The following is a 24,753-nucleotide window of genomic DNA, read 5'->3' as shown; positions in this document are numbered from 1 at the left end:
GCAAATAACTCTATAGATATTTTAAATAATTGCAAATTTAAAAAAATTAAAAAAAGAGTTTATGAGTTTATTGATTATTCAAACAGCTTAAATAGAAACAATTTTGAGTTTGAATATATTTTAATAAAAAATAAAAGTATTGTAATTATAGATGAAATTCTTCTAGAATATATATCATCAAGTATCAATGTAAACATAAAGTCTTTTATATTTTTTTTAACAAGAGGATACTTTATAAAAGTAGATAAAGGATTTAAAAAATATAAAAAAAATCTAATTTGGGCAAGCACAAATTTTACTGCTTTATTAAAATTCTCTTCACTACTTAATAAGAAAAAAACAACTTTAATCAATGAAAAACTTATAGATATTTTTTCTTGGATAGATTTGCTTAAATTAATAATTAAAGAGTATGAGAATGAGCCTTCTTCTAATTATAAATTTTTAGTAGATTACATTTGTCAATATGGTTTTTATCAAATTCAAAAAATTAAAGAGACTATTTTTCAAGAGATTCCAACTTTAAAAATACTACTTCCTTTTATTAGGTTAAATCCATATGCACTAAAACCAAATAATAAAATTAATACAAAAATAATAAAATTTATTAATAATGGAAAAAATCTAGATGAGATTTGCAATTCAAAAGCATTTTTAAAAGACAATAAAACAATTCTTTTTCAATTAGAAGAAGCTTTAAAACTTCAAGATGAGTGTAAGGATTTAGAAGAAAGAATTATATATGCTATTAATCACAAAACAATAAAAAAAGGTTTTTTTGATGAAGTAATAAAAGAAGCAAATAAAACTGGTGTAATTACAAAAAAAGAAGAAGAAAAACTACTTTTTGCATATGAAAAAAGATTAAATTTTTTTACTTGAAATATATTAAAAAGCTTATAAATGATAAAATTTGCTCTTAAAAAGGAGAAGATTTGGACTTAGAAGCTTTAAAATATAAACTCCATTCACAAATACCACTTACTAAATTTATGCAAATTGATATAAAAGAGATTAAAAACAATTGTTTAATAACTACTGCACCAATTGAGCAAAACATAAATGATAAGCAGACAGGTTTTGCAGGAAGTTTAAGTACTTTAGTAACTATTTCTGCATGGAGTGCTTGTTATTTAAGTGTTGTTGATTTAGGTTTTAATAAAGATTGTATGATTGCAGTAATAAAAAGTGATACAGCATATAGAGCTCCTGTAACAAAAGAACTTTACTGTAAAACTATTTTACCATCAAAAGAGCAACTACAAACTTTAAAAAGAAAACTTAAAGATAAAAAAAGTGCTTCAATTAGAATAAAATCTCAACTATTACAAGATGATAAAGTTTGTGTTGATTTTGAGGGAGTATATGTTATCAAGCTTTAAATATTAAATTTTTAAATATTTTTAGATACTGTTTTGAGCTTACTAGGGAACCCAAAACAATTAAAACACAAGCAATTGCAATAGTTATTGTCATTTTTGAAATACCTACAAAAACTAAAATTAAAGTTGAAAGAAGTGGTGCTAAATAAGCAAGTGAACCCAATATTTTTATATCACCATTTTTCAAAGCAAAATCCCATAAATAAAATGCTCCTCCAACAGGTCCAAGACCTAACATTATTGCAGAAAAAAGTTCAAAAAATGTTGGTATGTAAATCTGTTCAAAAGTTAAATGTGCAATTGCAGAGAAAAAAGCAGTTAATATACAAAAGCCTGTAACTGCAAAAGTTGGAATATGAGTTAAAGTTTTTGAAATCACGGAATAACTTGACCATAAAAGTGCAGAAGTCAAGGCAAAAGAGTAGCCTAAAGTATATTTAGTATCAAATTGTAAACTTCCATCTTTTAAAACTAGTAAAAAAGCTCCACTTAAAGCTAGAAGTGTTCCAAGAATATGAAACCATTTTAGCTTTTCATTTGGCAAAAGTGCAGAAAAAAGTACAATAAGCAATGGCCATAAATAGTTTATTAAATTAGCTTCAACAGCAGGAGCATTTTTAATGGCCAAAAAGTAAAATAAATGATATCCAAACAAACCAACTACTCCTATAAAATAAGCTTTTAATGGTATTTTAAAAAGCTCTTTAAAGGCTCTTTTTTGTTTTTTCAACATAGCTATTCCAATTAAAGAAGCCACAAAAAAAGATATAGTTAAAAGTTCAAAAGGTGGAATTTCTCCAGAATAAACTGTAAATAGTGCAAGACAAGACCATAAGCTTATTGTTAATAATCCTAATAAATTTCCTTTAGTTTGTTGTATATGCAATTTTCTCTCCTAATTTAAAAAATTTTACAATAATTTCCTTAAAATTATTTTCTTTTTGCTAAAATTATATGAATAAAGGAAATACTATGCAGATTAAACACATTTTTTTACTAATTATTTCAACTTTTGTTTTTATTGCTTGTACACATAAAGCACCTTATACAAATAGAGATCAAATGATATTAATTTCAACACAACAAGAATTAGCCTTGGGTGAACAAAGTTATGAAAAAACACTAAAAGAATCAAAAGTAATAAAAAATACAAAAGATTCAAAAAGAGTAAAAGATATTGGCAAAAAGATTGCAGAAGTTACAAAAAAAGATTATAACTGGGAGTTTAATTTAATTGAAAATAAAGCAAAAAATGCATTTTGTCTTCCCGGCGGAAAAGTTGTAGTATACACAGGTATTTTAAAAATTGCTGAAAATGACTCACAACTAGCAACTGTTATTTCCCATGAGATTGCACATGCTCTTGCAAGGCATGGCGCTGAAAGAGTTAGTGCTGGAATGTTATCGCAAGGTGTTCAAGTAATTGGAAATATAGTCTTAGGAAGCCAAGCACCTCAATATACAAAAACCTTTAATATTGCGTATGGTGTAGGTGCTCAATATGGTGTACTTATGCCTTATGGAAGAATGCAAGAGAGTGAAGCTGATGAAATAGGTATTTATCTTATGCATAAAGCTGGATATGATTTAAGTGAAGCAGTAAAGTTTTGGGAAAATATGAGTAAAGGGAAAAAAGAAAATTTTGAGTTCTTATCAACACACCCAAATTCAGAAAATAGAATAAAAAATATAAAAAAAATAATTAGTAAATTAAATTAATCTAAATAACAAATTTTAGTTTAATATAACCTCTTCACATTTATTAAAATAATAGCTATAATTTTGATATAAACGCTAAAAGGTTTGATTATGCATATATTTTACAAACTACTGATTATCATTATTTATACAAATTTTTTGCTTGCAGAAAATATAAAATATAATCCAATGATTGATTTATCAACAAAAGAACTTCAATGGCTAAATAAACATCAAAAAATAAAAGTTCATGCAGAAATGAATTGGGAACCTTTTAATTATAGTGAAAATGGTCAAATAATGGGTTACTCAAATGACTTGATAAGACTATTAGCTAAAAAAATCGGTTTAAAAATTGAATTTGTTCAAGCGCAAAATTGGAATAGCTTTATAAAAATGCTTAAAAATAAACAAATAGATGTTATATCAAATCTAGTTTCTACTCCCAATAGAGAAAAATATGCAGTTTTTACTAAAAATCCTATTATAAATATCTCAAATGCTATTTATTCAAATCAAAAAGCAAATATATTTAAAAAATTAAGTGACTTAGATAATAGAACTGTTGCAGTTGTTAAAGGTTCATGGCAAGAAGAAGTTATAAAAGATAACTATCCAAAGATAAAAATAATTCTAGTAGATAATTCAATTGAAACAATTCAATCTGTATCTACTGGATTAGCAGATGCAACAATAAATTTAGGACCAATTTTAAAAAATATAATTTCTAAATATGGTATATCAAATGTTTATTTTCAAGGTGTTGCAAAAGTAGATGGAGAAAATAGATTTTTTGAAAGAATAGGAGTTAGAAAAGATTGGCCTATTTTAAGAGATATTTTTGATAAAGCAATAGAATCTTTGACATATCAAGAAAGAGTTACTTTAAATCAAAAATGGTTTATTGATAGTTTTATTAATAAAATTGAATACAATAAAGAAACATTAGAAAATAAAATTAGATCAAAAATCTTAACTACTAGTGGATATTCAAAAATACAATATAAAAATCCAAAGAAAATTTTACTTTTACACTCATATCATGCAGGCTATAAATGGACAGAAAATATAACAGCAGGAATAAAAGCTTTATTTCCAAATGATTCAAATGTTACTATTAGTATTGAATATATGGATACAAAAAGAGAGTTTGATAAAAAGTATTTAGAACTTTTAAAAAACAACTATCAGTATAGGTATAAAAATTCTAATTTTGATTTAATTATTGTTTCTGATAATAATGCATTGGATTTTATGATAGAAAATAAAGATAAGATTTTTGACTCTAAAATACCAATAGTTTTTACAGGAATAAATAATTTTGAAAAATCAATGCTAAAAAACAAATCAAATATAACAGGAATAAAAGAAGAGCTAGATATAAGAAGTACTTTAAATATTGCATTAAAACTACACCCAAATACAAAAAATGTTTTTGTAATAAATGATCAACTAACAACAGGTAAACTAATTGAAAAACGACTATTAAAGATTAAAAGTGACTATAAAAACAGAGTTAATCTAATTATTCCTAAAGCTTTATCAAAAGATGAGTTATTTGAAAAAATTAAATCATTGAGTGAAGATACAATAATTTTTTATGTTCAAATTTTTTAAAGATAAAAATTGGGAATATTTCAATACAAATGAATCAATGAAAAATATATCAAGACTAACAAAATTACCTATTTATGCAGCTTGGGATTTTTTACTTGGTGATGGAATAATAGGAGGAAAACTTTTAAGTGCATTTTCACAAGGCTTGGAAGCTGCAAATATTGCTCACTCTATTTTACTTGGTAAAAAAGCAGACGAAATTGAAATCTCAAATAAAAATACTACAAAATTCATGTTTGATGAAAGACTAATAGAGTCTTATAATATAAATAAAGAGTTTTTACCTCAAGATAGTTTCATTATAAAAGGTGATAATGTAAAGTTAAAATCAAACGAAACAATCTTTTTATCAAAAAAAGAAGAAAATTACCTTAGAAAAAAAGGTGAGATAAAAATGTGTATTTTACCTGATGCAATGCCCTATGAAAGTATTGAAAATGGAAAACATATGGGTATTACAAAAGATATTATGGAAATAATTAAAAAAAGAATAAACTTAAAAGTAAAGTTATATGAAACAAAAAATTGGAAAGAGTCATTAGATGCAATTAAAGAAAAAAAATGTGACATTTTACCAGTTGTTGAAAATACTCAAGAAAGAAGAGAATATTTAAACTTTACTAAACCATATATTACACAAACAATTGTTATTGCAACAAGAAATAATGAACTTTTTATTGATAGTATAAAAGATTTATCAAATAAATCAATAGCAATTATTGAGGGTTATGCTTATGAAGAGATGCTTAAAAGAGATTATCCAGATATTAATATTGTACATGTACAAACTATAAAAGATGGAATAACTAAAGTTAGAAATAAAAAAGTTTTTGGGTATATTGACTCATTAGGAAGTATTAGTTATCAACTTCAAAAAGAAGGTGACTTTGAGATAAAAATTGCTGGAAAAATAGAACAAGAAACAAAACTATCTTTTGGAACAAGAAAAGATGAACCTACTTTAAATGTGATTTTTAATAAAGCAGTTGAATCATTTACACAAAAAGAATTAAAAAATATTTATGATAAATGGATTTCTGTAGAGTTTGAAGAAAAAGTAGATTATACTTTAGTTTATAAAATAGCATTTGCCTCTTTTTTAATAATTAGTTTTATTATATTTTGGAATAGAAAACTAAAAGCAGAAATACAAAAAAGAAAAAAAATAGAAGAAGAATTAATAACAGCAAAAAAACAAGCACAAAAAGCAAACAAAGCAAAAAGTGAATTTCTTGCAAATATGAGTCATGAAATTAGAACTCCTATGAATGGAATAATTGGTATGACAACACTATCACTAGAAAAAATAAATAGTGATACTCAAACATCAAAAGAGTTTTTAATAAAAGCAAAAGCTTCTGCAAATATGCTTCTTAGAATAATAAATGATATTTTAGATTTTTCAAAAATAGAAGCAGGAAAGCTTGATCTTTCTATTGCACCTGTAAATTTAAGAAAATGTATAAGCAATATTAATGATCTATTTTCTCATATGGCTAAAGAAAAAGATATTGGTTTAATCATAGTACAAGATGAGGAAATACCTGAATATATTTTAAGTGATGAGTTAAGATTATCTCAGATACTTACAAATTTGATTAATAATTCTATTAAATTTACAAAAAAAGGTTACGTAAAAATTGAGATAAAGCTTATAGCACAAACAGATAAAGAGATTACTTTGAAGTTTTTTATTACTGATACAGGAAAAGGTATATCAAAAAATAATCAAAGTAAACTTTTTAAATCTTTTTCACAAGAAGATAATTCTATTTCAAAAGAGTTTGGAGGAACAGGATTAGGCTTGGTTATTTCTAAAAATTTAGTAGAATTACTTAAAGGAGAGATTGACTTTGAAAGTCAAGAAAATAAAGGAACAACTTTTTTCTTTACAATTAAAGCAGAAATTCCAAAAAAAGAAGAATTAGAAGAAATAGAAAATAGACTTGAGCATATTACAAACAATAATGAAAAAATAATAGATGTAAGAATACTTTTAGTAGAAGATAATGAAATAAACCAAGAACTTGCAATTAATTTTCTAAAAGATGAAGTAAAACATATTGAAATAGCAAACAATGGATATGAAGCTGTTGAGCTTATCAATAAACACTCTTGTAGTTATTATGATTTGGTTTTGATGGATATTCATATGCCAATAATGGATGGTTATAGTGCAACAAAAACTATTAAAGAGCATTTACAATGTAATACATTACCAATCATTGCTATGACTGCAAATGCTTTAGATAGTGATGTTAAAAAATGCTTATCTTATGGGATGGTTGATCATATAGGAAAACCATTTGATGTAAAAGTATTAAAAGAAAAAATAAACAAAATACTAAGTAAAAAGTCAATTGAAGAAAAGACAAATGAAAAAAGTTTGGATAATACAAGTTCAAAAAGCTTACTAGATACTAAAACCGCCTTAGATAGAATGATGAATCAAAAAGAGTATTACAAAGATTTTTTAAAAAGTTTTATTGAAAAAAGAGAAAATGATATAAAAAAACTTTCAAGACTTTTAAAAGATAATAATACTGAAGATTTATTAAATGAATTACATACAATAAAAGGTTTACTTGGAACTTTAGGAGCATATGAGAATGCAAAACAGTTTGAAGAGTTTGAAACTAAAATAAAAAACAATCAAACAATTAGTGATGAGTTTTTAAGTAATATTTCTAATAATTATAAGATTTTAATAAGTGAAATAAAACAATGGATTCAAGATAATTAAACATAAAACAGAATATCTGTTTTATGCCATATTTGTAAATACTGCTTGAACGTCATCGTCATCTTCAAGCTTTTCAAGTAATTTACCAATCTCTTCTTGTTCTTCTTCATTGAACTCTTGAGGATTATTTGTCACTCTTTTTAATTCAGCTTTTTTAAGTTCAATTCCTAGTTCTTCAAATTTTGTATTCATATTTCCAAAATCAGTATAATCAGCAAAAGCAATACATAATCCATCTTCTTCTTCAAGCTCTTCAAGACCTGAATCAATTAATTCTAATTCTAGTTCTTCAAGATCCATATTTTCTTTTTTATCAAACTCAAAAATTGCTTTTCTATCAAACATAAACTCTAATGAACCAGTAGGAACTACTTGTCCACCATTTTTATTAAAATGCATTTTTACATTTGCAACAGTTCTTGTATTATTATCTGTAGCGCACTCTACAAAAATCAATACTCCATGAGGACCTTTACCCTCAAAATTTACATCAGTATAATTTTTTGCATCTTTTCCTGTTGCTCTTTTAATAGCTGCTTCAATATTTGCTTTTGGTAAATTTTGTGCTTTTGCATTAAGAATAGCTGTTCTTAAAACAGGGTTCATTTCAGGATCACCACCACCAGCTTTTGCTGCAATTTCAATTGCCTTAGCTAGTTTTGGGAAAACTCTTGACATATTCCCCCATCTTTTCATTTTGGCTGCTTTTCTATATTCAAAGGCTCTACCCATAAATTACTCCAATATTTTATTTTTTCGCAGATTATACCAAGTTTGTAATAAATATGTAATTATTAGTAATTATAAACTTTTTTTACATTACATATTTAAACTAATTAAATATCATTTTAATTAGTTTAGATATAATTTATTTTATGATAAAAAAACTACTACTTTTAACAACTTTAATGTTTATAAACTTTGCTAATGGTGAAGATATAAAATTATATTTTAAAAACAGTGAAATAACAAATGCTCAAACAGCACTTTTGTATCTTGATGCAAAAAATATAGAAGAGCCAAAGTTAACTGTTTTAAATAAAGAAAAAACAAATATAGACTTTTTTAAAAATCCTTTTAAAAAAAATAATTTCTATGCTTTAATTCCCATATCTTATTATAAAGATATCAAACCATACAAAATAATAGTTTCTTATAAAAAAAACAATCAAAAAGAGTTTAAATCAACTTCTTTAATATTAAAAAATGGAAAATATAAAAGTGAAGTAATAAATGTAAAAAGTTCAAAAGTTACTTTAAGTAAAAAGAATAAACAAAGAACAAAAAAAGAGTACAAAGAAGCTATGGATATTTACAATACTGTAAATAAAGAACTACTTTGGAATAGTGATTTTATTTATCCTTTAAATACAAAAATAACAAGTGAATTTGGTACAAAAAGAGTTTATAATAATAAGATAAAAAGTTATCATAGTGGGACAGACTTTAGAGCAAGTATTGGAACACCAATTAAAGCTGCAAATGATGGAATAGTTGTACTTTCAAAACATAGATTTTATGCTGGCAATTCTATTATTATTGATCATGGACAAGGAGTCTATACTTGTTACTATCACTTAAGCAAAATGAATTTTAAGAAAAATCAAAAAGTGAAAAAAGGCGAGATTATAGGCCTTAGTGGAAATACAGGAAGAGTTACAGGACCACATTTACATTTTAGTGCAAGAGTAAACTCTGTTCAAGTTGATCCTATGCAACTTATTACGATTTTAAACAAAATAAATAATTAGTAAAACATTTTTTTTGTTTTACCTAATTTTTTACAATTTTTCTATATAATCACATTCACACACAACACAAGGAAAACAAAATTGAAAAAGGTAGTATTAATATTAATGCTTTCATTGCTATATTCCTGTAATGCGAAGCAAATAGAACAAAATAATAATTTAGCAACAGATGAAACATATATGGCTTTTGATGACATTTCAAGTGAGTTTGAAAACAAAGGTTATAAAAAAGATGAGTTTGATCCATTAAGTGGGTACAACAGAGCAATGACTTCTTTTAATGATAGTTTTTATCTTTATATTTCAAAACCTGTTATTTTAACATATAAAGATATTGTTCATCCAACAATAAGAACAGGAGTATCTAACTTTTTTACGAATTTAGGTTTTCCAATTAGGTTTATAAATAATCTTTTACAATTTAAGTTTCAAAATTCATGGGAAGAGTTACAAATGTTTTTATTAAATACTACATTTGGAATTGCTGGATTAATAGATGTTGCAAAAGAGAATAACTTTGAGATAAAGCACCATGATGAAGATTTTGGTCAAACTCTTGCTACTTGGGGAGTGGGAGAAGGTTTTCATATTGTATTACCAATTTTAGGCCCATCAAATCTAAGGGATACTTTTGCTTTTTTTGTTGATGATTTTGCAAATCCTTTAAAAAAAGGTGATACTTCATTTTATTTAAGTAATTCAACTGAAGAATCAATAGGAATTAGAACATTTAAAGTAGTGAATAATTCATCTTTTAAAGTAGAAGTATACGATAAGATAAGAAAAGATGCTATTGATTTATATCCATACTTAAAAGATTTTCATAGAAAACAAAGAGAAAAGCAAATAAAGGAATAAAATGTTAAAAAATCTATTAATAATTGCATGTTTAATAAACTTTGCTTTTGCTATGCCAAAAGACAATATTAAAGAAGATATGACTGAAAATATTTACAAAGTAATTGATATATTAAAAAATAAAGAACTTGCTAAAAAAGAAAAAGGTAAGCAAATTATTAAAGTAATGGATAGTTCATTTGATTATAAAATAATGGCTATGTTATCTCTTGGAAAACAATGGAGAACTATTTCTAATGAACAAAGAGCAGATTTTTCAAAAGCATTTGAGAATAGACTAAAAGATTCATATATTGATAAACTTGATTTATATCACGACCAAGAGATAAAAATTGATAAATTAAAAGAGATAAAAACAAGATTAGTTTTAAAAACTCTTTTAATTGGAGAAAAAGAAAACTTTGCAATTGATTATAAATTATATGAGAATAAAAAAAATAAGCAATGGTACATTTATGATGTTAGCATTGCAGAAGTTAGTATCATTCAAACATATAGAAATCAATTTTCACAGTATCTAAAAAATAAATCAATTGATGATTTAATTGAGTACTTAAATAATAAAAACAAGCAAGCATGATAAAAAATTTTTATACAAAATTTTTATTTCAAAACCCTAAAAAAATAATACTATCAGTATTTTTGATAGTTTGTTTTTTAGGATACTTTGCAACAAAACTTGAAATAGATGCTTCTGCTGAAACTTTACTTTTAGAAAATGACAAAGATTTGGCTTTTGCAAGAGAGGTTTCTAAAAACTACGAAACTCAAGATATCTTAGTTGTTACATTTACTCCAAATAGTGATATTCTTTCTAATACAAGTTTAACTACTATTAAAAATTTAAGTGAAGATATAAAAAAACTTTCATTTACACAAAGTATCACATCTGTTTTAAATGTACCTTTATTACAATCACCTGTAAGACCTATACAAGAGTTAGTTGATGAAGTAAAAACTATAGAAAACAGTAAAGATTTTGATAAGAAATTAGTAAAAAAAGAGTTTTTGACTTCACCTTTATATAAAAATAGCTTAGTTAGTAGTGATTTTAAAACAACTGCAATTGTAGTGAATTTAAAAAGAGACAAGAAGTTTTATAACTTGGTTGAGCAAAGAAACTTTTTACTTAAATTAAAAAATAGTAATAAAGCTTCTAAAGAAGAGTTAGAAAAACTAGAAAAAATAAGTCTTGAGTTTAAAACATATAGAGATACTCAAAGAGATGCAACCTCAAAATATATTCAAGATATTAGAAGTTTACTAAAAAATTATAAAGATAAAGGAACACTATTTTTAGGTGGTGTTAATATGATTGCCACTGATATTATTAGTTTTGTAAAAAACGATTTATTAATATATGGTTCTACTTTAATCTTACTTCTTATTGCTATATTATGGATTATTTTTAGACAATTTAGATGGGTTGCTTTGTCTGTATTAATTTGTACATTATCAGTAATTGCAACAAGTGGTATGTTAGGAATTTTTGGCTGGGAAGTAACTGTTATCTCATCAAATTTTATTTCATTACAACTAATTATTACAATATCTATTGTACTTCACTTAATTGTAAGATACAGGGAACTTAGCTCTATTTATAAAAACTCTTCTCAAAGTAAATTAGTTTTAAATACTATGCTTTCAAAACTAAGTCCATCTTTCTTTGCTATTATTACGACAATAGCGGGATTTAGCTCACTTTTATTATCAAATATTCAGCCAGTTATAAATCTGGGTTGGATGATGAGTGCAGGTATTGCAATCTCATTATTAATTGCATTTTTAGTTTTTCCAGCAGTTTTAATACTATTAAATAAAACAGTTGTAAATAAAAGCTTTGAAAGTAATTTACATTTTATTGATTTTTGTATAAAAATAGTAAAAAATAAAGGTAATAAAGTTTTAATTGCAAGTGTTATTTTAATTGCTTTTTCACTAACAGGTGCTTCTTTACTTTTAGTAGAAAATAGTTTTATTTCATACTTTAAAAAAGATACAGAGATTTATCAAAGTATGAAAGTAATTGATCAAAAACTAGGAGGGACTACTCCTTTAGATGTTATAATTGATTTTAATCTAATATCAAAAGAGGAGAATAAACAAACAAAACAAGAATCTAATGATGATATGTTTGCTTCTTTTGAAGATGAGTTTAATAGTTCAGGAAATGATGCGCAATATTGGTTTACTCCACATAGAATGAATATTATCACAAAAGTTCATGATTATTTAAATAGTTTAGAACATATAGGAAAAGTTCAATCTTTAGCAACAATGTTAAAAGTAGGAAAAGTTTTAAATGACAATAAAGAGTTAGACTCATTTAATCTAGCACTTTTATATAACAATCTTCCAAAAGAGTATAAGTCTTTGATTTTAGAGCCATATATAAATATAGAAAAAGATCAAGCAAGAGTTACTTTAAGAATAATTGATTCAGATGAAGATTTAAGAAGAGATGAGTTATTAAAGAAAATTAAAAATGATTTAAAGACTATTATAAAAGATGAAAGTGTAGAGATAAAACTATCTAATCTTATGGTTTTATATAACAATATGCTTCAATCACTTTTTGACTCACAAGTAAAAACTTTGGGATTTGTAATTTTAACTTTATTTATAATGTTTCTAATTTTATTTAGATCATTTACTATTGCAACTATTGCCATATTAGCAAATATAGTTCCAATTTCAATTATTTTTGGAATTATGGGATGGTCAAAAATACCACTAGATATTATGACTATTACAATTGCAGCTATTTCAATAGGAATTGGCGTAGATGATACAATTCACTATATTCATAGGTTTAAAGAAGAGTTTAAAAAAGACCATAATTATATAAATGCAATGCAAAGATCACATAGATCAATTGGTTTTGCAATGCTTTATACTTCAATCGCTGTTATGGTAGGATTTTCAATTTTAGTTTTATCAAACCTTATTCCAACAATATATTTTGGAATATTAACAGTTATAGTTATGGCAACAATTTTAGCATCAGCATTACTTCTTCTTCCAAGATTACTTATACTATTTAGACCTTTTTCTAAGCTTTAAATAGTATAAAATGAGATATTAATAATTCATTAATATTTAGTAATATTTCATTAATATTAACTAGATAGTATTTCACTACAAATATACTGACCAATCACAGTATATTATCTCCTTGATAAATAATATGAATTTTTTATTAAAAAAGAGGCTTCTCACCTCTTTTTTTTCTTTATTGTAAATCACTCTTTTAGTAACTATTATGTTTAGTTTCTTAACATTATTAAGAAATAATTATTAAATATAGATAAAAAAGAAGAACATAAATAAATAGTATATATAATGAAAAATGAATATATATTCGTAATATTTTTAAATTCTCCTGCATTGAGGAAACTATGAAAAAGTTAGATAAAACGCAAACAGAACTACTGTTAACTAATTTAGATGAAGATGGGAAACTATCTTGTTTAAAAGCTTTTAAAGTTGCAAGATTAATTGGTATGAAACCAAAAGATATGGCAGCAATTGCAAAAGCTATGAATATTGTAATAACAAATTGTGAATTAGGAGTTTTTGGAAAATTAAAATTTTCAGAAAAACATGATAATATTTATAATTCACTAAGTCAAAATACAAAAGATAATAAAAAAGTTGAATGTGAAATAGCGTGGAAAGAGGCTCAAAATAAAGGCTCTACACTTAAAAAAGTTGGTTCAACTATTAAAAATTCAGATATAAAAGTTACACATTGTCAACTTGGATGTTTTTATGATGAAGAGTATGAAAACTTTGAGAATATAACTTAATTGCTATTTTAATTAAAAATCCATCTCTATAAATAATGCATTATATCTTCTAATAAATAAAATTGTAAATTCAAAATCTTATATATAAAAGCCTATTTAGTAAACCTTATGAATATTATAGAATTAATTAATAATATAGTACAATAAAAGCATGAATAAAAAATTTATACTATTTGATAATGATGGAGTACTAGTTGAAACTGAGATGTGGTACTACCAAGCAAATTATGATATTTTAAAAACAGTAAATATAACTTTAGAATTTGATACTTATCAAAAAATAATGATAAGAGGCGGAAATGCTTGGGAATTAGCAATAAAAGAAGGCTTTAAAAAAGAACAAATTGATAAGTTGAGAGAAAAAAGAGATGAACTTTATCAATATTTTTTACAAACTAAAGATATTACTATTAAAAATGTAGTTACTACTCTTGAACAATTGAGCAAAAAATATAAAATGGGAATTATTACAACTGCTAGAAGAGTTGACTTTGAACTAATACATAAAAACAGGAATATTATTGATTTTATGGATTTTACTTTATGTGTAGAAGATTATGAAAAAGCAAAACCACACCCTGCTCCCTATCTTGCAGGATTAAAAAAGTTTAATGCAAAAGAAGAAGAAACAGTTGTTATTGAAGATAGCCAAAGAGGACTTGATTCAGCTTATGCTGCTAATATTGATTGTATAGTTATAAAAAATGAGTTTACAAAAAGTCATGATTTTCAAAAAGCAAAATATTTTATTGATAAATTTGATGATTTAAAAAGACTTTTGTAATTTTGTGATAAGATTATAGTAACTTATTTAAAAAGAGTTTAAAATGATTAATAAAGATTTTTTAAAAAAACTTACTATTTTATATGTAGAAGATGAAGACCTAGCAAGAGAAAAACTTGCTAAAACATTAAATAGGTTATTTAAAACTGTATATTTAGCTCCAAATGGTATGGAAGGATACATACAGTTTCAAAAACTTCATTTAGCAAAAACACCAGTTGATTTAGTATTAAGTGATATAAATATGCCCAAAATGAGTGGTATAGAAATGCTTGAACAAATCAGACAACTAGATGAAGAAGTTCCTTTTATATTTACAACTGCAAGATCAGAATCAGAGAACTTACTTAAAGCAATTGAATTAAAAGCAAACCATTATATTCTTAAACCTATTGATACAGAAGATGTGATTTTGAAATCCCAAGAAGTTTGTCAAAAAAAATATTATGAAAAAATGCTTTCTATAAAAAATCAAGAGTTAGAGCAGTATTTAGATGCAATAGATAATATTGCAGTAGTATTAAAATTTGATGAGGAAATTAATATAACATTTATTAATAGTGCATTTTTATTATCTTTTCAAAAAGATGAAAAAGAGATAATAAATCACAATTTTCAAGAACTTATTCACAAAGATACTTCAAGGGAAGTTATAGAAGATGTTATTAAACAAATAAAAGAAAAAAGTAAATGGGAAGGTGAATTAAAGTTTGCAGACTCAAAAGGCTTACCTTTTTATGTTACTTGTAATATATTTGAAATTGATGAAAATCATAATAAAGCTTTTATTTGTATTGGTTTTTTATCAACAAAAGAGAATTTAGAAAAAAGAGAATTTAAAAAGAAAGTAATTAAAAATATACAAGAACAAAGAGAATTAATTGCTAATTTAAAAAAGCAACAAGAACAATTGAAATTAAAAATTTCAAAGTATGAAAATATAGTTCCTTTATTAAGAAGTGAACTAGATACTGAAAAGAAAAAAAGTCAAGCAAAATTGCAACAGATAAAACATTATGAAAATGAAAAACTAGGTCTTGATGAAAAACAAGAAAGCATACTTAAAATGAAAAATAAACAACTTGAAGAATATAAAGATGTAATGATTAAAGTAAAAAAAGAGAAAGATCTTTTAGTTGAAAAAATTCACACTCTTGAAAAAGAAGTTTTAGCCAAAAAAGTTGATATTGAGAAAAAACAAGAAACAATTGATGTAAAGATGAAAAGAATAGAAGATTTAAATGATGTAATTAAGTTTAGAGAAGCCCAAATAAAAGAGCTTGACCCTAAAGCTTTGCTTGACTAAGAATTATTTCCATTTGACAATATCATAATAAACTTAGCACCTTTGCCAGTATTTTTTAACTTTAACTCTCCATTAAAACTTGTTTTTACAACAAGTTTTACCATATAAAGACCTGTTCCTGTACCTTTTTCTTTTGTAGTAAAATAAGGATCAAAAATCTTTTCTGGATCATCTTCTTTTATACCTCCTGCTGTATCCTCTACAACTAGTACAGTATAGTTTTTATTAGATCCTGCTGTTATATAAATATCTCTTTGTTCAATTTCTCTTTCAATAAAAGCATCTTGTGCATTTGTTAGAAGATTTAATATAACTTGTTCTAATTCTGAATCAACACCATAAACCTCTTCATTTGATACATCAATATGTAAATTTACATTATTATTTTGTAGTTGTTTTAAAAGTAAACTTTGTGAATTTTCAATAACTTTTTTAAGTAAAAATTTACTTTTTGATTTTTTAGGATTAAAAAAATCCCTAAAATCATCAATAGTTTGACTCATAAAGTTTATATTGCTTTTTGTTTTTTTAGAAAATTCATCAATAAATTCATCATTAATCTCACCAAAATTATAAGAGTCTTTAACATCATTGCAATACAATGAAAGTACATTTAAGGGTTGTTTTAATTGATGGGCTATTACACCTATCATTTCACCCATAGTAGCCATTTTCGCTTGATGAATCAAAATCTCATTTTTTTCTTCTAATTCATCTTCTCTTTTTTTACTTCTTTCAAAAATATCTATATATACTTTAAGTTTTGCATCTAATAAAAGATCATCGATTGGTTTTGTTATATATTCAATTGCTCCAATATCATACCCTCTTCTTTTATACTCATCTTTATCATAAATTCCAGTAATAAAAATCAAGGGAATATCTTTTGTTTTTTCAATGCTTTTTAGATATTCAGCAAACTCAAAACCATCAATTTCAGGCATTTGAATATCAGTTAAGATCAGATTAATTTCTTCTTTCATTAAAATCTCCATACCCTCTTGAGCACTTAAGGCACTAAAAATCTTAACATCAAAACTATCTTCAATCATCATCTTTAAAGAGTGAATATTCTCTGCAACATCATCAACTAATAAAATACTAAACTTTTCCATGTTAACCCTTTAAAAACAGTATATTAATAATAACGCATTATTATTTTGAAGTACTTAAAAAAACATATAAAATCTATACATTATCTTTTATATATTTTATTAAATATTCATTATCAATTGGTTCATCTAAAATCAAATCCACTACTTCACTATTATTGCATTTTCCAATAGAAATGATTATCAAATTATTTTCTTTTTTAATTTTCATAAGTTCTTCATTAGTTTCTACTTTATGAATAATCAAAAACTCTTTTTTTCTTTTATCATGTGCTTTAAAAAACTCTTTTAAACTTTTGATATTAATCAAAGACATTGATTCTTCTTTATTTAATGCAACTCCTAATTTAAAAAATAGTAAAGGATTATCATTTAAAATAAAAACTAAAATATTTTTTTCTTCTTTTGGTTTGTCTTTTTCTAGCTTTAGCATTTGTGTATCTTCTGTTTTTTCATTTTTATTTTCATCTTTTATTATTTTTGTCCTATCAGATTTTTTAATACTAAATAAAAAGCAACTTCCTTTTTCTTCTTCACTTTCTATTTTTATTTCTCCACCTTGTAAAATAACTAATTCTTTTGAAATTGCCAAACCTAATCCAACACCACTGTATTTTCTTGTAGTTGTTCCATCAAGTTGTTTAAAGCTAGTAAAAATCTCCTCTTGATTTTTCTTTGAAATACCAATACCTGTGTCAATAACTTCAACAAAAATATTAGTTTCATCTTCAAAAATATTAAATTTTACTTCTCCTTTTGAAGTGAATTTTATAGCATTGCTTAAAAGATTTCTACAAACTTGTGTAAATCTTTGCTCATCAATTACATATAAACTCTCTTTTAATTTATAATCACTTTTAAAAGTCAAACCTTTTTTATTTGCACTTGTATCATAAATGGATACTAATGTATTAAAAACCTCTTTTAAATTAGATTCTTTTAGATAAAGTTTTATCTCTTTTGATTCTATTTTAGTCAAATCCAAAATATCATTTATTAGGATTTTTAATTCATTTGCAGATTTATTTATTATTTTTATATTATTTAAATTATTTTCATTTAAACTATTATCTTTATTTTTTAACATAACTGCTGTTATTAAAGATATTGGATTTAATGGTGTTTTTAATTCATGACTTATATTTGCTAAAAAAAAGTTTTTATATTTATCTGCTTGTATTAACTCTTTTTTTTGCTGTTTTAATTTAACATTTAGTTTAGTCATTTCATCAAAACTTTGATTTATTCGCAGTGCCATATAATTGAAACTATCTGTTAGTTGGGCTAATTCTGTTTTATTGTTTTTATGCAAAACCTCATCAACAAAAACTCTATTTCTACCATCAAGATGCTTTGTTGCTTCTATTAAACTATGTAAAGGTTTTACTATAAGTTTTTTTATAAAATAGATTAAAAAAACAAAAAGAAAAAGAAACTTTAAAATTGTTATAACAACTATTAAAATTATATTTTTTTCTATTGTTTTATATATTATATCTTTATCATAATATACACTAATAGTTGCTACTTTTTTATTTTTATTGTTAAAAACATCAAAATCAAAACTTTTTAGATTTTCTTGATTTTCAATACTATTTTTATCTATTGTATATCTATTTTCTAAAAAAACTTCACCTGAGATTTGTCTTATTTTTATCTTTTCTATATTTGTATTACTTGTAATCTTTTCTGCTATTTGATTTGTTCTTTTTCTATCATAATTCCAAATACTTACACCAAGTTCATCGCCATAAGACTTTTTTATAAGTTCAAACTCTTTTTGTAAATTCTTTTTTGCCAATTCAAATTGCATAAAAATTTCATATGATGTGAAAGCTGTAACAACTATTATATATACAAAAAATAGTTTTTTAAATAATAAAAAACCCAATGAGTCTGAAAAACTATACATCTCTAGCCTTTTATATATTATTTTTTAGCTTTTACCAAATTTATTACTTCTTGAACTAAAGATTTATCAACTTTGCTTCTTGATATACAAATATCTGCTTTATCAATTTTTTCATCACCAATTGCAACTAAAACTAATTTGTTTTCAATTGCTGTTTTTTCTAGTTTTTCTAAATCCTCTCCTTGTGAATTTAATACATCAAATATTATTGCTTCAAAGGTTCTATTTTGTATTACTTTTTGAGCATTTTCCACAGAGTTTGTATGTTCAATTTGAATACCTTCTTTTTTAAATGTTACTAAAATTGGAAAAATAGTTGCATGGTCACCATTTATTATTAAAAGATTATTAAAATCTTTATTCTCTTCTTCACTACTTGTAGAACTATCTTCAATATCAAAAAACACTATCTCTTCTGTTTTTATACTTTCATCACCACTTGAAATATCAACCTTATCATCAGAAACATTTTTAATAGTTACTTTTTTAGGTAAAGTAACTTGAAATTCACTTCCTACTCCCATTTCACTACTTACTTTTATATCTCCACCTAAAAGTTGTGATAGCTCTTTTGATATTGCAAGTCCAAGTCCTGTTCCACCATATTTTCTTGTTGTACTACCATCAGCTTGTTTAAATCTTTCAAAAATATTTTTTAACTTGTCTTTTCCTATTCCTATTCCCTCATCAACTATAGAAATTATAATATCATCATTGCTCTCTTCTATTTTTATTTCAATACTTCCCTCTTCTGTAAACTTTATTGCATTACTTAAAAGATTTTTTATGATTTGTTTTACTCTTGATTCATCAGTTAAAATCTGAGTATTTTCTATATTAAATGATTTTAAAAATTTTAAGTTTTTATCTTTTGCTAGTGGATACATTGAATCATATAAAGAGTCAATTAACATTTGAATATCTATCTTTTTTAGATTTAAAGACAACTCCCCTGCTTCAATTTTTGAAATATCTAATATATCATTTATCAAAACTAAAAGATCATTTCCACAAGTATTTATTATGTTCATATTTTTTACTTGTTCTTCATCAAGTTTGCCCTTTTTATTTTTTTTCATTACAGAAGAAATTACAATAATAGAGTTTAAAGGGGTTTTTAATTCATGACTCATATTTGCCAAGAAGTCATTTTTATACTTATTTGATTCAACTAACTCTTTTCTTTGTCTTTCAAGCTCAATAGCTAAAGCTCTTAGTTTTTCATTTCTTTTTTTCATTATTGTAACATTTAAGCATGAATCAATACTAATATTTAGTTTATGAGCAAGACCTTGAAACATTGAACCTAAAAAACTCATATTCATACTTTTTTTACTATAAACAAGAAAAATTATTCCTCTATCTAAAGGTAGTATTAAAACCCTTTGTGTTTTATCATTTTTATTATCAATAATATTAAAACTATCATAAATATTAGAATAGTCTTCAATATCAAAATCTTGTATTTTACCCATACTTATGATTTTATTTAAGCTTCTTTTACTCTCATGATATAAATAAAAAGTTCCATATAAAGCAAAGGTTTCGTTAATAAATGTCTTTAATACTTCTTTTAGCATCTCTTTTAAATCTAAACTATTTCCTATTGCGCTATGACATTTATATGTAAGTGCTAATTGTTCAACTAACATATTGCACCTACAAGACAAGTTTTATTAAATAAATTTAAGTTTACATCGCCTTTATTTACAATCTCTCCTAATGTTAAAACTCCTAACATTAATCTATTATCACTTGTAGTTTTTATAATTTGCATTTCATCGTCAAAACTCTCTTTTAAAAAGTTTTTTCTTGATACGCACTCAAATACCAAAACTGCACTTTGTTTATTTTCACATTTTCCAACAGCTTCTAAAGTTGCTTGCTTTGCAGCATTGATTAATTTATCTTTATTGCCTTTTAAAATAGCAATTACAGAATTTTGAGAGATAGAATTAGAGATATTTAAACTATCATTTGAAACATCAAATATTTCTTTGACTAAAATCTCATTATCAAATTTTACTAAACCAATGGGATAAGAGTTTAAATAATCATTAATATCATTTATTTGTATATTTAAATCCTCTTCAATAACTTTTTTATAATAATCAAGTGCATTATTATAATCAATTTGTAAAATACTAGTTTCATTAACAAGTGTAGTTACAAGTTGATCTTTTAATATCGTCCATCCATGTTCTACACCAATATTAATCTCTTGCTTTTTACAAAGTAATAAAGCAGCATCTTTATATATGCCCTCAGGTGAAAAAATAACTTCTTTTCTATTAAAAGGAGTCATTCCCGCACCACCACCTAATACTTGTGTTTGTGGTTCAAGTAGTTCAAAAAAAGAGTCTAAAAACTCATCTATATGATGACTTAATCCATCAACAAAAGTAATTACTGATTTTGTTTGTTTAAATTGCTCTTTATCAAAAGAGATTTTTGAAATGTCATTTTGCATTATTATTTTTTCATCATCATCAAGCTTATATGCTAAAAGTCCATCTTTATAACTTACTGCTTCAAATATAATTTCAGGGAAAATAGCTCCATATGCTTCAATTTTAGAATTTTTCAATAATGACATATAAAACTTACACTCTTGAGCTACTAATAATAAATATCTATTATTTTCATCTTTACAATCTCTTACAAAGGCATCTAAACTTTTATAATATTTAACATTGATACTCATTGCAAACTCCTTAAAACAACTTGTGTATTAAATAGTATTTATATTATTTTACACAAGAATAGTAATATAATAGTATCAAAAAAAAGCTCTTGTTTCATAGTTAAATAATAATTTTTCTAAATTAAGGCAATTTTTTATTATTGTATTGTCTTTTTGAAACACTTTAAAATAAGCTTTATTACTAAATAATTTAGATATTATTACAATAATTTAACAAAGAGGAAATATATGCAATACTTTGGTGTATTTAAAACAAAATATGAAGAAGTTTTTTTAACAGAAAGCTATCTTTACATAAGTTGTGATAAAGATGATGAGATTACAGTAAAAGATTTAAAAGAAAAAATCAAAACAAATAAATTGAAAAAGAAAAATATCATAGGAACAATTTTTTTATATAATCCTATTGTTTCTCCTGTAGGATATGATTCAAATAAGTTTTTATTAGAACAAGAGTTTGACAAATTTGATGAAATGATTGAGCTTAAAATAGAAACATATATGACTGTATTTAAAAATGCCATGAGTAAAACAGATGAAATAAAAGGTAAATTAATTCAAGTTAGAAACTTATTTAACTTAAATGAAAAAAATATTGATTCATCTCAATTACTTATGAAGTTCAACGATGATTTAGAAAAATATAACTCTTTACAAAATACAGAATTTGATAGAGATATTATGTATTTAGATGCACAAAACTTAATTCCATCAGGTAAATTTGTATTTTTTTCATGGGGTGAAAAAATAAATGCAAAAGAGTTTATTTATATTGATGATTATGCAAGATTGATTTATGAAAATTGTAAAAAACTTGGTAAAAAAATAGCTTTTGTTTATAAAGAAGAAAAATCTTTAGAGGGTGCTGAACAACTACTTCAATTTGCTACACCAATGCAAAATATAAAAACAAAAAACTCAATTACTAGTGCAATAAATGAATCTTTTAAAGAGTTTCCACCAAAAATATCACCATATAAGTAGTAATAAACTTTTATGACTTTTACCAAAGAACAATTAGACATAATAAACTCAAAAGAGCACTCTTTTAAAATAAATGCAGTTGCAGGAAGTGGCAAAACAACAACACTTCTGCAATATGCTAAAAACTTTCCTAAATACAAAATCTTATATCTTGCATATAACAAATCTTTACAAACTAGCCTAGAGAAAAAACTAAGTAGCTTAGAAATTTTTAATATGGATGTAAAGACTATACATTCACTAGCTTTTAATAAAATGCAAGCTTGGAAATATAAACTAAGTTATGATTTAAAAGTAGATACTATTTACAAGTGCATAAAAGAGTTTGAACAAAATAGACTATCATACGAACCAACACCAAACTATCTAGCACTTATAAAAGATATTATTAACTTTTATTGTAATAGTTCACTAATACAAATAGATGAAGTATTACTTCAAAGTTATAAAAAGTATTCAAATTTAGATGCAAAAGTCTTAAAACTTCTAAAAACAAGAGCAGAAAATATTTTAAACCATACAAGATATATCTTAACTTCTATGAAAACACAAAAAATTGAAGCAAGCCATGACTTTTATTTAAAGTTGTTTTATCTAAATAAAAAAATCTCTTCAAACTTAGGATATGATTTAATTTTAGTAGATGAAGCACAAGATATTTCTGATGTAATGATTTCAATAGTTGAAGCACAAAAGTGTAAAAGAGTCTATGTTGGAGATAGTTTTCAACAAATCTACTCTTTTAGGTTTGCTATAAATGCTCTTGATAAAATAAAACTTCCTATATATAAATTAAGTAAAAGTTTTAGATTTTCCAATGAATTAGCAAAAAAACTAGAGTACAATCTAAATCAGCTTTATAGCAAAATTGATTCAAAATCTCTTGAAATATTTGGATTAGAAAATAAACAATCTTTAATAGGAGAAAAAGTAGTCAATGAAAAAAAACCTTTTTGTGTAATAAGCAGAACAAGTTTTGCACTTGCAAAAGAAGTAATAAAATATATAAATAAAAAGAGAGATTTTAAAATATATTTTGAAGGTGGATATAATTCATACTCTTTTATGAATCAAACTGTTTATTCAATATACTACTTAAAACAAAAGAAGTATGAAAAGATATCAATTGATGAGTTAAAAGAGTTTAGTTGCATTGAAGAGCTTGAGGAGTATGCTAAAGATACAAAAAACCAAGATTACTTAAATGTAATAAGATTTATTAACACTTATAATGATTCAATATTTGAAATAAATAAAAACATAAAAAGTAATCTTACACAAGATAAATCAAAAGCTGATATAATTTTTACAACTGCACATAAATCCAAAGGTATGCAATACTCTCAAGTTATTATGTGTGAAGATGACTTTATAAGTAAAAAAGATATATTAAGTTCGAAAAAGAGTACAACAAATCTAAAAATAAATGAAGAATTAAATATCTATTATGTTGCAGCTACAAGAGCAATGGATGCTTTAAATCTTGCCAATTTAGATTTAAATTATAGTTTTGATGAATCAAAAGTAAATAATCAAGAAAATTTTAAAGTAAAAAACTCTAAGAAAAAAGTTCCAATGAAAAAACTTAAAGAACTTCAAAATAGATGGTTAGAATCAAATAAAATCAAACATTTTTAAATTTTTAGAAATTTTTCTAAACTTTTAAATAATTTCAGCTTTATTTAATCTAGTACCTATTATAATTCCACCCGCTTAACAATAAAGCGACACAAAAACTTAACAATCGGTGAGGTTGGAGAGTGGTCAAATCCAGGAGACTGTAAATCTCCCGCCTATGGCTTCGAAGGTTCAAATCCTTCTCTCACCACCACTATTTAAGTTTAGGTGGCTCGGTAGCTCAGTCGGTAGAGCAAAGGACTGAAAATCCTTGTGTCGGCAGTTCGATTCTGCCCCGCGCCACCATTTTTTATGCCTACAAAAAAGTGCGAGTGTGGCGGAATAGGTAGACGCGTGGGACTTAAAATCCCATTCCGGTTTCGGAGTGTGAGTTCGATTCTCACCATTCGCACCACTTTTTTAAATAATCACTAAATGACACTATAATTTTCAAAGTAAAATCTATAGTATTTCTT

At 24.7% G+C, this 24,753-nt stretch carries 20 protein-coding genes and 3 tRNA genes; 17 read left to right on the top strand and 6 right to left on the bottom strand.

Going from position 1 to position 24,753, the window contains the following annotated elements; translation table 11 throughout:
• The coding region (locus ACTCCZ_RS09250; RefSeq protein ID WP_463187276.1) for an acyl-CoA dehydrogenase domain-containing protein at positions 1 to 882 on the top strand (882 nt) is incomplete at its 5' end.
• A gap of 53 nt (positions 883 to 935) precedes the next feature.
• Complete coding sequence (locus tag ACTCCZ_RS09245) at positions 936 to 1,382, top strand: YiiD C-terminal domain-containing protein (RefSeq protein ID WP_079577203.1); 447 nt, start codon at positions 936 to 938, stop codon at positions 1,380 to 1,382.
• On the opposite strand, the gene yddG is transcribed toward ACTCCZ_RS09245, so the two are convergent.
• Positions 1,372 to 2,268: an aromatic amino acid exporter YddG gene (gene yddG, locus ACTCCZ_RS09240; RefSeq protein ID WP_228145275.1), complete on the bottom strand. Its 897-nt coding sequence runs from the start codon at positions 2,266 to 2,268 to the stop codon at positions 1,372 to 1,374. The genes ACTCCZ_RS09245 and yddG overlap by 11 nt on opposite strands.
• Positions 2,269 to 2,354: 86 nt before the next feature.
• On the opposite strand from yddG, the gene ACTCCZ_RS09235 reads away from it, so the two are divergent.
• The 3 genes from ACTCCZ_RS09235 to ACTCCZ_RS09225 all read left to right on the top strand — a co-directional run bounded on the left by ACTCCZ_RS09235 (position 2,355) and on the right by ACTCCZ_RS09225 (position 7,440).
• Complete coding sequence (locus ACTCCZ_RS09235) at positions 2,355 to 3,101, top strand: M48 family metallopeptidase (RefSeq protein WP_228145274.1); 747 nt, start codon at positions 2,355 to 2,357, stop codon at positions 3,099 to 3,101.
• A 90-nt stretch (positions 3,102 to 3,191) separates the two neighbouring features.
• The gene (locus ACTCCZ_RS09230) at positions 3,192 to 4,697 is read left to right on the top strand and encodes a transporter substrate-binding domain-containing protein (protein ID WP_079577202.1); all 1,506 of its coding nucleotides are present in this window, start codon (positions 3,192 to 3,194) and stop codon (positions 4,695 to 4,697) included.
• Positions 4,681 to 7,440 carry an ATP-binding protein gene (locus tag ACTCCZ_RS09225; RefSeq protein ID WP_079577201.1) on the top strand — a complete coding sequence of 920 codons (2,760 nt, stop codon included), beginning with the start codon at positions 4,681 to 4,683 and terminating at the stop codon, positions 7,438 to 7,440. Before ACTCCZ_RS09230 ends, ACTCCZ_RS09225 begins: the two co-directional genes overlap by 17 nt.
• Positions 7,441 to 7,461: 21 nt before the next feature.
• On the opposite strand, the gene ACTCCZ_RS09220 is transcribed toward ACTCCZ_RS09225, so the two are convergent.
• Positions 7,462 to 8,172, bottom strand: coding sequence for a YebC/PmpR family DNA-binding transcriptional regulator (locus tag ACTCCZ_RS09220; RefSeq protein WP_079577200.1), 711 nt, complete (start codon positions 8,170 to 8,172; stop codon positions 7,462 to 7,464).
• Between the two features lie 143 nt (positions 8,173 to 8,315).
• On the opposite strand from ACTCCZ_RS09220, the gene pgp3 reads away from it, so the two are divergent.
• From pgp3 to ACTCCZ_RS09185, 7 genes are all read left to right on the top strand, one after another.
• Positions 8,316 to 9,191 carry a peptidoglycan metallopeptidase Pgp3 gene (gene pgp3 / locus ACTCCZ_RS09215; RefSeq protein ID WP_079577199.1) on the top strand — a complete coding sequence of 292 codons (876 nt, stop codon included), beginning with the start codon at positions 8,316 to 8,318 and terminating at the stop codon, positions 9,189 to 9,191.
• Between the two features lie 81 nt (positions 9,192 to 9,272).
• Positions 9,273 to 10,049 carry an MlaA family lipoprotein gene (locus ACTCCZ_RS09210; RefSeq protein ID WP_099344744.1) on the top strand — a complete coding sequence of 259 codons (777 nt, stop codon included), beginning with the start codon at positions 9,273 to 9,275 and terminating at the stop codon, positions 10,047 to 10,049.
• A gap of 1 nt (position 10,050) precedes the next feature.
• A complete protein-coding gene (locus ACTCCZ_RS09205; RefSeq protein ID WP_079577198.1) occupies positions 10,051 to 10,629 on the top strand; it encodes an MlaC/ttg2D family ABC transporter substrate-binding protein in 579 nt (192 codons plus the stop codon).
• Positions 10,626 to 13,112, top strand: a complete 2,487-nt coding sequence (locus ACTCCZ_RS09200) for an efflux RND transporter permease subunit (RefSeq protein WP_079577197.1) — start codon at positions 10,626 to 10,628, stop codon at positions 13,110 to 13,112. Before ACTCCZ_RS09205 ends, ACTCCZ_RS09200 begins: the two co-directional genes overlap by 4 nt.
• A 335-nt stretch (positions 13,113 to 13,447) precedes the next feature.
• On the top strand, positions 13,448 to 13,858 hold the full coding sequence (locus ACTCCZ_RS09195) for a ModE family transcriptional regulator (protein WP_079577196.1): 411 nt from the start codon (positions 13,448 to 13,450) through the stop codon (positions 13,856 to 13,858).
• A 151-nt stretch (positions 13,859 to 14,009) separates the two neighbouring features.
• On the top strand, positions 14,010 to 14,642 hold the full coding sequence (locus ACTCCZ_RS09190) for an HAD family hydrolase (protein ID WP_079577195.1): 633 nt from the start codon (positions 14,010 to 14,012) through the stop codon (positions 14,640 to 14,642).
• 43 nt (positions 14,643 to 14,685) lie between these two features.
• Positions 14,686 to 15,948 (top strand): response regulator, encoded by a 1,263-nt coding sequence (locus ACTCCZ_RS09185; RefSeq protein WP_079577194.1) that lies wholly within the window; start codon positions 14,686 to 14,688, stop codon positions 15,946 to 15,948.
• Here the strand turns inward: ACTCCZ_RS09185 and ACTCCZ_RS09180 are convergent.
• The 4 genes from ACTCCZ_RS09180 to ACTCCZ_RS09165 form a co-directional block, all read right to left on the bottom strand.
• Positions 15,945 to 17,063: a hybrid sensor histidine kinase/response regulator gene (locus ACTCCZ_RS09180; protein ID WP_079577193.1), complete on the bottom strand. Its 1,119-nt coding sequence runs from the start codon at positions 17,061 to 17,063 to the stop codon at positions 15,945 to 15,947. The two genes, ACTCCZ_RS09185 and ACTCCZ_RS09180, sit on opposite strands and share 4 nt — an antisense overlap.
• 73 nt (positions 17,064 to 17,136) lie before the next feature.
• Entirely contained in the window at positions 17,137 to 18,972 is a 1,836-nt protein-coding gene (locus ACTCCZ_RS09175; RefSeq protein WP_079577192.1) for an ATP-binding protein, read from the bottom strand.
• 17 nt (positions 18,973 to 18,989) lie between these two features.
• Positions 18,990 to 20,624, bottom strand: coding sequence for a sensor histidine kinase (locus ACTCCZ_RS09170; protein WP_079577191.1), 1,635 nt, complete (start codon positions 20,622 to 20,624; stop codon positions 18,990 to 18,992).
• Complete coding sequence (locus tag ACTCCZ_RS09165) at positions 20,618 to 21,676, bottom strand: FIST C-terminal domain-containing protein (protein ID WP_079577190.1); 1,059 nt, start codon at positions 21,674 to 21,676, stop codon at positions 20,618 to 20,620. The genes ACTCCZ_RS09170 and ACTCCZ_RS09165 overlap by 7 nt, the downstream gene beginning before the upstream one ends.
• A 228-nt stretch (positions 21,677 to 21,904) precedes the next feature.
• On the opposite strand from ACTCCZ_RS09165, the gene ACTCCZ_RS09160 reads away from it, so the two are divergent.
• The 5 genes from ACTCCZ_RS09160 to ACTCCZ_RS09140 all read left to right on the top strand — a co-directional run bounded on the left by ACTCCZ_RS09160 (position 21,905) and on the right by ACTCCZ_RS09140 (position 24,692).
• Positions 21,905 to 22,660: a hypothetical protein gene (locus ACTCCZ_RS09160; RefSeq protein ID WP_079577189.1), complete on the top strand. Its 756-nt coding sequence runs from the start codon at positions 21,905 to 21,907 to the stop codon at positions 22,658 to 22,660.
• A 12-nt stretch (positions 22,661 to 22,672) separates the two neighbouring features.
• Positions 22,673 to 24,298, top strand: coding sequence for a UvrD-helicase domain-containing protein (locus ACTCCZ_RS09155; protein WP_079577188.1), 1,626 nt, complete (start codon positions 22,673 to 22,675; stop codon positions 24,296 to 24,298).
• Between the two features lie 108 nt (positions 24,299 to 24,406).
• Positions 24,407 to 24,491 (top strand) — tRNA-Tyr (locus ACTCCZ_RS09150).
• Between the two features lie 16 nt (positions 24,492 to 24,507).
• A tRNA-Phe gene (locus ACTCCZ_RS09145) sits at positions 24,508 to 24,583 on the top strand.
• 22 nt (positions 24,584 to 24,605) lie between these two features.
• Positions 24,606 to 24,692, top strand: a tRNA-Leu gene (locus tag ACTCCZ_RS09140).
• Positions 24,693 to 24,753: the final 61 nt, after the last annotated feature.

The sequence above is a fragment of the Malaciobacter sp. genome (genome assembly GCF_055140965.1).
This window is presented reverse-complemented; position numbering and strand designations above follow the sequence as displayed.